We start from the raw sequence: 11,412 nt of genomic DNA, 5'->3' as shown, positions 1-11,412 counted from the left end.
CTTTGCAACATGCATCGCCCGATGTGCTCAAACGCATGAAGCGCGGCGCCGGCGCCGACATCTTCCTCAAGACACTTGAGAAGGTTCGCGCTGCCGTGCCCGGTATTGCCCTGCGCACCTCCTTCATCGTCGGCTTCCCCGGCGAGTCCTCCGCTGATTATGAAGTCCTGCAGCAGTTCATAACTGACGCAAAGTTCGACTGGCTAGGGGTCTTCAACTACTCCGATGAGGAAGGCTCAAAAGCGCACTCCCTCGATGCCAAGATTCCCAAACACACCATCGAATCCCGCAAACGAAAGCTGATGAAGCTGCAACAAAAAATATCGAAGCGCGCCAAGCAACACTGGATCGGCCGCGAACTCGTTGTGCTGGCCGAAGGAGAAAGCGACGAAACTCCCATGCTCTGGGAAGGCCGCACTGAATTCCACGCACCCGAAATCGACGGCAAAGTTTACATCAACGACTTCGGCGACCTCGAAAGTTTGGAAGCCGGAAAATTCTACCGCGCCGAGATCACCGAGGCCCACGACTACGACCTCGTAGCCCGCATCGTTTCGCGATCGCTAGATTGAAACGGTGCACAGAATCATTTCGGAACAGAAGTTTCCGAGTTGTCTTGAGGAGCGCCAAATGTTCGCAGGTCGAATATCTGAAAACCGTGTTCTCCGGGCGACTTGACGGCTAGCACAAGCCCGACATCGGTTGGCGGACCTTGGATGTAGGGAACGTGCATGGAATGCTCCCCCTGGCTCAGTTTAATTTGCCCGCTTGCCATCCGGCCTGAGTTCACACCGTCCATATCGATCACCTTCTGATCATCAATAAAAAGCTTTGCGCCATCGTCTACCAACAAGCGGAACTGGTACGTGCCTGGATTTTTAACCCAGAAGATCGCGTGGTAATCAATGCCAAGCCATGCCGTACCGGATGTAATTCCCGGTATGCCGCCTGTATTTGTGAAGTTCTGATGCGGCACGTCAAGCGATGTCGCATGCAGGCTTCCGATAGAACCTAAATTCCAAAAGTTGGGCAGCCGCATCGTTTCCTTCGGAAGGTCATATACATCACCGCAGAAGTCAGGCGGTCTCGGGACCACAGAACCGAAAGAGCCAAGGGGGCCATAGGGAGGGCGAATGTATGGCTCAGCGCTGTAACGGCCGTATATTTCGGCACGCAAATCCATTTGTTGTAACGCGATTTTTTCCACCGATTGCTCGTCCGCGGTGGAGATTGCTTGGGACTGCAACGCGAAATCGGACGTAAGAACAAGATCGACGTTTCCAATATTTCCGGTCGTGCGATCCCGCGCCACCACGCGCATCATCGCCCCATCCTTCATCCGTGGGAACTCCAGCAGATTCGGGAAACCATGCACTACGGCCTGCGCATACTCCTGGGAAGTGAGCATCCGGTCAGCTGCAGAGTTGAAGTAGCGCAGCAGCCGTCCGTTCCTATCGAACGTGCACGCGCCATAATCAAGTTGCACACGCCGGTTGTTCGTGGAAACAGAGATGAACGCGAGGGAATCCGCATCTACGGTGACAAAGAAGCGCACCACATCGTTCAGTCCAGTCGCAACGGGGCGCACAGCTAGCCCAATCGAGGGCGGAAGATCGGCGCGGTAGCAGGCCGCCGCCTGCAGCGCGGCAGCCGCTTCAGCAAGAGTAGGCAATCTCTCCGGTGCTTCCCTCGCACCCACATAGTAGCGAGGGCGGTAAGCCAGCTTTACTCCCGGCCGCGTCGTTCGCACCTCGATTTCGTGATATCCGCCCTGCCATCCTACCTCGTCAGGATGAAAGGAGATTGCATAGTGAAACGTCGAGCGCGCGGCGCAGTCTCCGCCGAGGGAGACACGAAACCCGCCGGACCGGGGCACGACGTCCGAATGGTCGAGAGTGGCATCGACGGGCCGAAAGGATGCAATTCCAACCGGCGTCTTATTACCGTGCTCCTTGAGTTCCACGATTTCGAATTCCCGCACGGACAGATCGCGGATGGGGTGGTCCCGACGGTCCGTAGCAACCACGTCCACGAGTACTTCTCGCGTGGTCAAGCGGAGCAGGTAGGGTGCGGATTCACTCTGTGGTGTTGTTGAAGGCGGCGGAGGCAACTGGAACGGCGCAGCAGAGTTCGAACACAGGGAGAGGACGAGAAGGGCCATCCCAAGCGCCGGGATTCGGTCTGTCTTAATCACGATTCAGTTCCACCGGTACCATTTAAACTTGATCTGTTAGTCAAGGCAGTGACAAACGATGCCACAGAAGAAAAAATCCGCGAAAGTTCTGCATTGCCCCACCTGCGGCATGCTCGTCACCGCCAAAGACGAAGACTTTCCTTTCTGCAGCGACCGCTGCCGCAAGATCGATCTGGGTAAATGGGCCATGGGCGTCTATAAGATCAGTTCTCCCGTGCTGGATCCCGAAGTTCTTGAGGATCTTGGCGAGATTGGACGCCAGCGCAGGAAACAGGATGACGAATAGTCCAGCCACTGCCCCACCTTCAACCGAGACTGCGCGCAAGACGCCGTGGGCTTGGACTATCGCCACTTTTTTTGGCGCAGGGCTGGGCAGACCAGGACCCGGAACCTGGGGCTCCGTAGCGGCCGTTCTACTGTGGTGCGCCATTGCCTGGCTCTTCCATCCAACCCCTAACGGCCTTTTGCTTGTTGTATTTATCGGAATTATCTTGTCGATCACTTCAGGAGTTCCAGCCGCCGCCATCGCTGCACGAGAGAGCGGCCGTCACGATCCTCAATTTGTTGTAATCGATGAAGTTGCCGGTCAGTGGATCGCCCTGCTGGGCAGTCCGGCCGACTTGCGTCACGGCCTCATCGCCCTCGTCCTCTTTCGCCTTTTCGATATCATCAAGCCATTCCCAGCACGCCAACTCGAGAAGTTGCCCGAGGGTTGGGGCATCGTCTTCGATGACGTAGCGGCGGGGCTGTATGCTTTGGGAGTGGCGTCGGTACTGCGTCTCTGGATTCACTGAGAATGGAAATGCCGAGAACCCGCATCCAACCCGCACACGACCAAATGACTCCTGAGCCGCGCATCGACGAGGTCGTACCATCAGCTGCGCTGCCCCTCGGCGAAGTCGAACTTATTGGCGCCAACCTCGGTCCCAATCCTTACGGTCCGCCTGTGGTTGTCGTGGGCACACATCCGGCGCAGGTGTTGATGAGCCGTCCCGGTCGCGTCGCGTTCCGGGTTCCAGAGAACGCCATATCGGGGCTGGTGGAAGTTCGCACACCGGCGGGTGTAAGCAACGGCGTGCCGCTCCACATTGCGCGCGAACTTTCCAGCGGACTGCATCCCGTGACCAGCCCGGCCGTGAGCCGCTCAGGAATGATCTACGCCACAATCTCCGGCCAGCGCGGAAAGCAGACGCCCGTGTCGGTAGTGCGTGTAAGTCCCGATGGACGCGGCACTCCCTTCGCAACCGGAATACTGAACGCCACTGGCTTGGCCTTCAGCCCCGATGGTGACCTGTTTGTAACTTCGCGCGCAGAAGGCAACGTCTACCGCATCGATGGGGCTGGCGAGTCAACCCTTTACGCCGAAGGCATGGGCGTTGCCACTGGCGCGGCTTTCGACGGTGCTGGAAACCTCTTCGTCGGTGATCGCAGCGGAACGATCTTCAAAATCGATTCGCAGCGAAAGATCTTTGTGTATGCCACGTTGGAGCCAAGCGTTTCAGCCTATCACCTCGCGGTCGACAAAGAGGGGACGCTGTTTGTGACCGGACCAACCCTCTCATCGAACGACGCCATATGGGCAATCAACAGCCACGGCGAAGCACGCGCTTGGTATCGAGGCTTGGGACGGCCCCAGGGGCTCGCGATTGCCTCAAATGGAGATGTGTTCGTCACCGCGAGCCTCCATGGCCGGCGCGGTCTGGTGCGTGTGACTCACAGCGGCGATACGAGCATTGTTGTAGCCGGAATTAATCTTGTAGGCGTGGCCTTCTCGCCGCTTGGAACCACGGTGCTGGCCAACAACGACGCAGTTTACGATTTGGAGCTGGGAGTCGAAGGGATGAATGCTTTCTAGCGCAAGGCTTATGGCCCCGGGCTTTGTGTTCCGACAGGTGCAGGTCGGGCGAAAAAGTCAACACTCTATTCTGCCATCCTTCAAACTAGAAACTAGACGCTAGGAGCTAGAAACTGCCTCATGAAATCCGAGATCATCGCAGTCGGCTCCGAGATGCTAACGCCGCACCGCCAGGACACCAACTCTCTCTATCTGACCGAAAGGCTCAACGAGATCGGAGTCACGGTAGCCTTCAAGACGATTGTCGGCGATCGGAGAAAGGACCTCATCGGCGCAATCCGCAACGCACTTGCGCGGACCGATATTGTGATCCTGATGGGCGGTCTCGGGCCGACCGAGGATGACTTGACGCGTGAAGCAGTCGCCGAGACACTGTCGCTGAAGCTCAGGCGCGACGCTCCGCAAGTGGCCGCGCTGCACGCGCGAGCTGCAACCTGGCGCATCAGCATGCCCGAGAACAATCTCAAACAGGCGGATCTGATCGAGGGGGCGAGTTTTCTCACCAATCCCAACGGAAGCGCGCCCGGGCAGTGGCTCGAGACCACGTACTCCGGTTATCGCAAGCTCATGGTCCTCATCCCCGGTCCTCCCCATGAGTGCCGGCCTCTCTTTGACGACGAATGCATGCCCCGCTTGCGGGCACTTGTGCCTGTGCGGCATCTCGCGAAGCGCACGCTCAAGGCCGCCATGATTCCGGAGTCGCAAGCCGACAAACTTCTCGCCCCCATCTATACCACCTACACCGACGTGGAGACGACCATTCTCGCCCACGCCGGCGATATTCAACTCACCCTGATCTGCACCAAGGCCGACAAAGACGTCGCTGAACAGCGCGTCGAGGAACTCGCGACGAAACTTGAGGAAGCCCTCGACGACTGGATGTATTCCGCGGAAGGCGAGTCGCTGGAACAGATTGTCCTTTTTTACCTGGGACTGCGGCAGGCGACACTCGCTGTTGCCGAGAGCTGCACAGGCGGCATGATCGCCCAGCGGGTTACGTCCGTCCCTGGTAGTTCGCGCTCGTTTCTGGGCAGCGTCGTGGTCTATTCCAACGAATTGAAGACAGCCTTTGCCGACGTGCCTCAGGAACTGATCGACAAACACGGCGCAGTTTCATCGGAGGTAGCCGGAGCGCTGGCCGAAGGCATCCGCAAACGTACCGGTGCAACCCTGGGACTGGGCGTGACCGGAATCGCAGGGCCCAGCGGAGGCACCGAAAGCAAGCCCGTTGGCCGCGTCTACATTGCCGTCAGCGATGACCAGAAGACCGACACTTTCGAGCGCAACTTCCGCGGAGACCGTAACCGCATCCGCGAATGGGCCAGCCAGCAGGCACTCGACCTCGTCCGCCGCAAGCTAATATAGGCAGCGCGCCTCAAGAGAAAACATGGGCAAATTTAACGCATCCTCCCATGGGTGTGGTTTATCTTGTCTAGCACGGCGCCGTTCAGACGTCCAATACAGCCGCCCCAAAACGGAGATTCCCCATGCCTCTGCCAAATGATGAAAAGGTCGTCGCTTTCGCTAACGACCTCCTCGCGCGGTTTCACAAGCTTTTCGGTCCGCATCCGGGTTTCCGCCCCGCTCACGCAAAAGGCCTGATGCTAAACGGAACGTTCAAGCCCGCAGCGAGCGGCGCCTCGCTTACCAGGGCGCCGCACATCACGCGCGAGTCCACGCCGATCACGGTGCGGTTCTCGAACTCAACCGGGCTTCCCAACATCCCGGACAATTCCCCCGATGCCAATCCGCGCGGTCTTGCCATCCGCTTCAACCTGGCCGAGCACGTGCACACCGACATCGTCAGCCACTCGACCGACGGCTTCCCCACACGCGATGGAGCAGAGTTTCTGGAGTTTCTGAAAGCCGCGGGAGCAAGTGGTCCTGAGGTTCCCTCACCCAAGCCCATCGAACGTTTTCTCGGGTCACATCCAGCAGCGCTCCGTTTCGTCCAGACACCCAAGCCCTTTCCTTCGAGTCTGGCGCGCGAAACCTACTTCGGAATAACCGCGTTTCGCTTCATCAACGCTCAGGAAAAAAGCAAATACGGCCGCTATCGCATCGTGCCCGAAGCTGGAAACGACTACCTCGCCGACGATGCCGTTGCACGGCTTCGCCCCGATTATCACTACGAAGAACTCGAGCACCGCGTCAAACAAGATCCCATCCGTTTCAAGATTCTTGTCCAGGTCGCTGCACCCGTTGATACAACCGACGACGCAACCATCCACTGGCCCGAGGGCCGCGAACTCGTTGAACTCGGGACCCTCGAACTGACCAGCGTTTTCGCGGACACCCTGGTTCAACAGAAGCAAATCATCTTCGATCCCATTCCGCGCGTAGATGGCATCGAACCGTCCGCCGATCCACTGCTGGAGTTGCGTGCGGCCATCTACCTGCTCAGCGGACGCGAACGGCGAGCAGCTAAAGCTTAGTACTCGATCGGCACGCGCTCTCGGCACCTGGTTGACGCCATCCCGTGCGCCTTGAAAGACTCGCACTATATGCGATACAGCGGCAGGGTTGAATATGCGGACGCTCGCAAAATGCGAATCCGCAACAAGGGATACTACCGGGTGCTTCACTGGCCCATCTGGATCTGGGTCTTTTTCCTCGCGCCGGGACCACTGGTCTTCAGCCTCTTCGCACGCGGATTCAGCGTTGCCAACGGCGCCTGGCTCGCTTTGGTGCTGCTTGGAACAGGCATTGCTGCAGTCTACGGCCAACTACCCGGGGTCGAGGCAGCGCCCTACATCCTGCGCTTCGATGAAGACCGCCCCAACCCTCTCTATCGCAAAGTCTGCTACACCTTCGCTTGGAATGCGGCGTTGAACTTCGCGCTGCTGAACCTCACTGGCCTTGTCATCGCCGTGATCACCGGCGAGTGGACCATGAAGCAGCTCTACCAGTACGTCTACTTTCCTCTCGCTATCTTGATCCTGCTGCTGGGCGCGCTTGGCAAGCTGCCGCGCGTCGGCAAGTCTACAAAAAATGAGGGTATTGAACGACGCTATTTCTACGGCACGGTGTGGGCGGTAACGATTTCGCAGACTGTGCTATTGGTCCTGTGGAAGACTCTTCCACTAACGCGCACCGGAAGCCTCGTCAAGCTTTTGATCTATATGGGAATGCTGTTTGCAATGGGCGCGGCCGCATACAACGGCGCTCTCCCGCGCACCCGGCCAATTCTGCCTGGCGAATTGATGGTGGATTAAACCTCAAGGCAATTCAAATGGAAATGGCCGGCGGAATGAAAGACCGCGGGCCATTTTAATCGCCTTAAGAAAGGCGATTCTACTTGGTTGCAACTGGCTTGTAGCCGGAGCCACCCGCCTTCTTCATCGCCGTAATCCCCTCTTCAACCGAGAGCAGAGGAGTCGTCTTGACGGCGCTGCACGATCCACCCGCGCTGATGGCCATGGCAAAAGCTGCTGCGCTCACGTTGTCCGGCATATCGACCATGACAACGGTGTCGTAATCGCCGAAAGTCAGCCACGCTTCTTTCAAAGTCCCGCCGAGCTTCGCAACTGCCTTGCCGACCACAGACGCACGGTCCTGCGGTTTCTTGATCATCGCGGCCATGGCTTCTGAGGTGTAAGCAACCTGCACGAGATAACTGGGCATAGTGTTTCTCACTTTCAGAGAATTAAATGTGGGAACCGGGTGCGGGTGAAGTATACATGCGTGGCGAAACACCTCGCGAGTGAAAATCTACCCTCATTCGATCCCTTCTGCCACCGTCCTTGCCTCCGCCTCAACCCAATGCCGCAAGCTCTCCGGCTCGAGCACGCAAACTGCCGCCCCCAGCCCCAGCACAATGAACTGCGCCTGTGCCTCATTGTCGAAATCCACTTGCAGCGCAGTCCTTCCGGCATTGCCTTTGTGCCCTGTCGCACCTGCTGCAGCAGGCCTCGTGACACACCATGCCTGAACGCGCCGCGCCGCCTCAGCCGTGAGCGAAAGAACAGTCCGGTAGGTCGCTCTCTTGCGATCCAGTTCCGCCGTCGACGACCGCCAATGTTCCACCAGGTCAAATCGCGCCGGCCGTTCAAATCCCACCGCAAGCACGGTAACGCGCTTCATCCGCGACACTCGGAATGTCCGCATCCCGTTCGCGGTGCGTGCGACCAGATACCAGCTGAGCCCCTTCGACACCAGCCCCAGCGCATCGACTGACCGGCTCGATTGTTCTCCGTCTGCCCGCGTGTAATCAAACGTGAGCTTGCGATCGCGGGCCACTGCATCTTGCACCGCGGAGAGCATCGACAGATCCTCGCCCGTGTCGCGCCAGCCCGTAGGGTCCACGTGAAGCCGCTGCCGCATATGCGCTGCCTGCACCTTCAAGGGTTCCGGCATCGCGGCCATCAGCTTATTCAGAGCGCTCTGTGCCGCCGATGCCAGTCGTGGATTGCCAAGCCCCCGCGGCTGAGCCATCAGCAGCGCATTTAACTCTGCTTCATCGAGCCCCGGCACCTGAGTCCGCCATCCCTTCTCCAGTTGCCATCCGCCCCGTGCGCCGCGCATCGCTGAAATCGGAATTCGCGCCGCGCTCAAGGATTCCAGATCGCGATGAATCGTACGCTGTGAAACTTCAAGCTGTTCAGCCAGCTCGCGCTCAGTCACTTGCCCCCTGGCCTGCAGCAACAGCAGTACCGACATAAGTCGATCAGCCTTCATCAGCGCTCCGATTTTCTCTACATTTTTTACTTTCTCAAATTATATATGACATTTCTTGTCATATATGCAGTGCCATCATCGTTTTGTCGCTGGAGGTCAAGGATGAGTGGTCAAGATGTTCACCTTTTCGTATTCGACTCGATGGCAGACTGGGAAGCATCCTTTGCCATCGCCGGCATCAATAACCCCCAGTTTCAACGCGAGCCCGGCCGGTACCGCATGGTTAGCGCGGGACTCACCACGCAGCCTGTTACGACAATGGGTGGCCTTCGCATCCAGCCCGAGATCTGCCTCGCCGAGATAGGTCCCGATCAAAGCGCCATGCTCATCCTTCCCGGCGGCGACCGGTGGGAATGCGCCGGCAACGCCGATGCCATCGAACTGGCTCGGATCTTCTTCGTCGAGAGTGTCCCAGTCGCCGCCATCTGCGCAGCAACACTGGCCCTGGCACGCGCTGGAATGCTCGATGATTTTCATCACACCAGCAACAGCCGCGAATATCTCGCTTCCAGCGGCTACCGCGGAGGCAGCTTCTACTGCGACGTTCCGGCCATCACCGACGAAGGCGTGATTACCGCTTCAGGCATCGCGCCAGTTGAATTCGCCCGCGAGATATTCCGTACCCTCGGCCTCTACAGCCGCGAAGCGCTCGACGCATGGTACGCGCTCTTTCGTTTCGGCGACGCCACCGGCTACTCCGATCTTCTGGAATGCGTCAGCCGCTAAGCCTTCCATCCCATTTCGTCCAAGGAGATTGCGCATGGTTCTCAAGGATTTCTTTCTCGCCCAGCTGGACCGCGAAGCAGCATCCACCCGCAAAGCCATCGAGCGCGTTCCCGAAGGCCACAACAGCTTCAAACCCCACGAGCGTTCCATGGAATTTGGCTACCTCGCCGCCCTCGTCGCCGGCATGCTTGGCTGGATCGCCCTCATGATTGACCGCGATGAACTCAATCTCGACTTGGCCGACTCAGAAGGCTTTCGCACCAGACCCCTCGCCAAAAAGTCTGAGCTTCTCGCCAGCCTCGCCACCGCGGTGGCGAATGCCCGGCGCGCTCTCGAGTCAGCGACTGACGAACATCTGGCCACGCCCTGGGGGTTCAAAATGGGCGGCAAAACCGTGTCGCAAAACGCGCGGAGCATCATGATCTCCGACGCCGTCTTCAGTCATCTCGCTCACCACCGTGGCCAGCTCACCGTCTATCTGCGCCTCCTTGAGTCCAAGGTGCCCGCTATCTATGGACCTTCCGCAGACGAGCGCATTTAAGAGCCGGCTGCAAGCGGAAGACCCGTTTCAAATTCGCGCCGCCTCACCTGCTAAACTCTGTTTCGTCATGCTCCTTGCGAGTCTTCTCATCGTGGCAATCGCTTACCTGTTGGGTTCCATTCCTGTTGGATACCTTCTGGTCAAGCTCTTCCGCCACGAAGACATTCGATCTGTTGGCAGCGGCAACATCGGTGCCACCAACGTACTTCGCTCCGGTGGCAAGGGCCTCGGCGCAGCCACATTTCTGCTTGACGTCGTTAAGGGCGCCGCGGCGGTCTGGATTGGCGCGTTGCTGGCTTCTTATCTGCTCCCCAACATGCCGACGCGCGATGCGCAGGCCCTCGCTGCGGTCTCCGCAGTGCTGGGACACATGTTCCCCATATGGCTGCACTTTCGCGGCGGCAAGGGAGTCGCAACCGGCTTCGGGGTCTTCCTCGTCGCCGCGCCGCTTGCTGCTCTCTCTTCAATCGGGCTCTTCGCGATCGTCTTGCTCCTCACCCGCTACGTATCGCTGGCTTCCATTCTCGGCGCCGCAAGCTTTCCTGTGTTTGCATGGTTTATGGTGCGCGGAGAAAAGCCCGCGCCCTACATCGCCGCGCAAATCTTTGTTTCGCTCTTGATCATCCTGAAGCATCACCAGAATATTCGCCGCCTCGCCGCCGGAACTGAAAACCGCTTCGGCGCGCGCAACCACGAAAGGAAGCCCGCATGAGCCGGATCGTTATACTTGGTGCCGGCGCGTGGGGAACGGCGATTGCGCTGTCTCTCAGTCGCCGCGGCGGCCACGAAATCACTCTCTGGGCTCATAGCGAAGGCGAAGCCCGTCAAATCGACACTGCCCGCGAGAACACATTATTCCTGCCGGGATTTCCTCTGCCCCTAGATCTGGCTGTGACGGCAGACATGGCGCCTATCGCAACCGCAGAGATTCTGGTCTCCGTTATCCCCTCGGAATTCCTTCGTTCCACCTTGCAGCGAGTAAAAGGTCATCTCCACAACGGCCAATTCATCGTGAGCGCCACCAAGGGAATCGAAAAGGAAACGCATCACCGCATGACCAAAGTGATTTCCGAGACCCTCGAGCCTGCCGGCCTTCTGCTCTCTATTGGCGCATTTTCAGGTCCAAGTTTTGCCATTGAAGTGGCCCAGGGACAGCCCACGGCCGTCACCATAGCCTTTAGCGATCCGCAGATCGCCGCGCTCATCCAGCAGGAGTTTTCCTCCGAGACAATGCGGCTATACACGTCCACCGATGTAATCGGAGTCGAGCTGGGCGGCGCGCTCAAAAACGTCATCGCCATCGCTGCCGGAGTTGCTGCCGGCGTGGGCCTTGGACACAACTCCACCGCTGCGCTCATCACCCGTGGCATCGCCGAAATCACGCGGCTCGCAGTCGCCTGTGGCGGACGCCGCGAAACC

General features: G+C 58.7%; 13 protein-coding genes and 1 pseudogene. 11 read left to right on the top strand and 3 right to left on the bottom strand.

Annotated features, from left to right (window positions below):
- Positions 1-572: pseudogene (locus WA354_RS04715) on the top strand (30S ribosomal protein S12 methylthiotransferase RimO); the annotation flags it as partial.
- Between the two features lie 14 nt (positions 573-586).
- On the opposite strand, the gene WA354_RS04710 reads toward WA354_RS04715, so the two are convergent.
- The gene (locus WA354_RS04710; RefSeq protein ID WP_472811853.1) at positions 587-2,194 is read right to left on the bottom strand and encodes a PA14 domain-containing protein; all 1,608 of its coding nucleotides are present in this window, start codon (positions 2,192-2,194) and stop codon (positions 587-589) included.
- 58 nt (positions 2,195-2,252) lie between these two features.
- Here WA354_RS04710 and WA354_RS04705 point away from each other — a divergent pair, with 58 nt between their 5' ends.
- The 6 genes from WA354_RS04705 to WA354_RS04680 all read left to right on the top strand — a co-directional run bounded on the left by WA354_RS04705 (position 2,253) and on the right by WA354_RS04680 (position 7,264).
- Complete coding sequence (locus tag WA354_RS04705) at positions 2,253-2,480, top strand: DNA gyrase inhibitor YacG (RefSeq protein ID WP_472811852.1); 228 nt, start codon at positions 2,253-2,255, stop codon at positions 2,478-2,480.
- Positions 2,470-2,988 (top strand): phosphatidylglycerophosphatase A family protein, encoded by a 519-nt coding sequence (locus WA354_RS04700; protein WP_472811851.1) that lies wholly within the window; start codon positions 2,470-2,472, stop codon positions 2,986-2,988. The genes WA354_RS04705 and WA354_RS04700 overlap by 11 nt, the downstream gene beginning before the upstream one ends.
- Positions 2,989-2,996: 8 nt before the next feature.
- Positions 2,997-4,049 carry an SMP-30/gluconolactonase/LRE family protein gene (locus WA354_RS04695; protein ID WP_472811850.1) on the top strand — a complete coding sequence of 351 codons (1,053 nt, stop codon included), beginning with the start codon at positions 2,997-2,999 and terminating at the stop codon, positions 4,047-4,049.
- A gap of 120 nt (positions 4,050-4,169) precedes the next feature.
- Positions 4,170-5,414 (top strand): competence/damage-inducible protein A, encoded by a 1,245-nt coding sequence (locus tag WA354_RS04690; protein ID WP_472811849.1) that lies wholly within the window; start codon positions 4,170-4,172, stop codon positions 5,412-5,414.
- A 122-nt stretch (positions 5,415-5,536) separates the two neighbouring features.
- Entirely contained in the window at positions 5,537-6,484 is a 948-nt protein-coding gene (locus tag WA354_RS04685; RefSeq protein ID WP_472811848.1) for a catalase family peroxidase, read from the top strand.
- Between the two features lie 111 nt (positions 6,485-6,595).
- On the top strand, positions 6,596-7,264 hold the full coding sequence (locus tag WA354_RS04680; protein ID WP_472811847.1) for a hypothetical protein: 669 nt from the start codon (positions 6,596-6,598) through the stop codon (positions 7,262-7,264).
- A 79-nt stretch (positions 7,265-7,343) separates the two neighbouring features.
- On the opposite strand, the gene WA354_RS04675 is transcribed toward WA354_RS04680, so the two are convergent.
- Positions 7,344-7,673 carry a GYD domain-containing protein gene (locus WA354_RS04675; protein WP_472811846.1) on the bottom strand — a complete coding sequence of 110 codons (330 nt, stop codon included), beginning with the start codon at positions 7,671-7,673 and terminating at the stop codon, positions 7,344-7,346.
- A 93-nt stretch (positions 7,674-7,766) separates the two neighbouring features.
- Complete coding sequence (locus tag WA354_RS04670; RefSeq protein WP_472811845.1) at positions 7,767-8,726, bottom strand: helix-turn-helix transcriptional regulator; 960 nt, start codon at positions 8,724-8,726, stop codon at positions 7,767-7,769.
- Between the two features lie 102 nt (positions 8,727-8,828).
- Here WA354_RS04670 and WA354_RS04665 point away from each other — a divergent pair, with 102 nt between their 5' ends.
- The 4 genes from WA354_RS04665 to WA354_RS04650 all read left to right on the top strand — a co-directional run.
- Entirely contained in the window at positions 8,829-9,452 is a 624-nt protein-coding gene (locus WA354_RS04665; protein ID WP_472811844.1) for a type 1 glutamine amidotransferase family protein, read from the top strand.
- 34 nt (positions 9,453-9,486) lie between these two features.
- A complete protein-coding gene (locus tag WA354_RS04660; RefSeq protein WP_472811843.1) occupies positions 9,487-9,993 on the top strand; it encodes a DinB family protein in 507 nt (168 codons plus the stop codon).
- A 91-nt stretch (positions 9,994-10,084) separates the two neighbouring features.
- Positions 10,085-10,705, top strand: coding sequence for a glycerol-3-phosphate 1-O-acyltransferase PlsY (plsY, locus tag WA354_RS04655; protein WP_472811842.1), 621 nt, complete (start codon positions 10,085-10,087; stop codon positions 10,703-10,705).
- Positions 10,702-11,412: NAD(P)H-dependent glycerol-3-phosphate dehydrogenase (locus WA354_RS04650; protein ID WP_472811841.1), on the top strand; the 711-nt coding region annotated here is incomplete at its 3' end. The genes plsY and WA354_RS04650, both read left to right, overlap by 4 nt.

Origin of the sequence: Occallatibacter sp. (assembly GCF_049802275.1) — a bacterium.
Lineage (GTDB): Bacteria > Acidobacteriota > Terriglobia > Terriglobales > Acidobacteriaceae > Telmatobacter.
The sequence above is the reverse complement of the archived record's forward strand: the minus strand, read 5'-3'. Positions and strand labels throughout refer to the sequence as shown.

Bases quoted from the DNA above. Each gene is read 5' to 3' on its own strand.
- WA354_RS04705 (WP_472811852.1), top strand. From the start codon at position 2,253: ATGCCACAGAAGAAAAAATCCGCGAAAGTTCTGCATTGCCCCACCTGC.
- WA354_RS04700 (WP_472811851.1), top strand. From the start codon at position 2,470: ATGACGAATAGTCCAGCCACTGCCCCACCTTCAACCGAGACTGCGCGC.
- WA354_RS04695 (WP_472811850.1), top strand. From the start codon at position 2,997: ATGCCGAGAACCCGCATCCAACCCGCACACGACCAAATGACTCCTGAG.
- WA354_RS04690 (WP_472811849.1), top strand. From the start codon at position 4,170: ATGAAATCCGAGATCATCGCAGTCGGCTCCGAGATGCTAACGCCGCAC.
- WA354_RS04685 (WP_472811848.1), top strand. From the start codon at position 5,537: ATGCCTCTGCCAAATGATGAAAAGGTCGTCGCTTTCGCTAACGACCTC.
- WA354_RS04680 (WP_472811847.1), top strand. From the start codon at position 6,596: ATGCGAATCCGCAACAAGGGATACTACCGGGTGCTTCACTGGCCCATC.
- WA354_RS04675 (WP_472811846.1), bottom strand. From the start codon at position 7,673: ATGCCCAGTTATCTCGTGCAGGTTGCTTACACCTCAGAAGCCATGGCC.
- WA354_RS04670 (WP_472811845.1), bottom strand. From the start codon at position 8,726: ATGAAGGCTGATCGACTTATGTCGGTACTGCTGTTGCTGCAGGCCAGG.
- WA354_RS04665 (WP_472811844.1), top strand. From the start codon at position 8,829: ATGAGTGGTCAAGATGTTCACCTTTTCGTATTCGACTCGATGGCAGAC.
- WA354_RS04660 (WP_472811843.1), top strand. From the start codon at position 9,487: ATGGTTCTCAAGGATTTCTTTCTCGCCCAGCTGGACCGCGAAGCAGCA.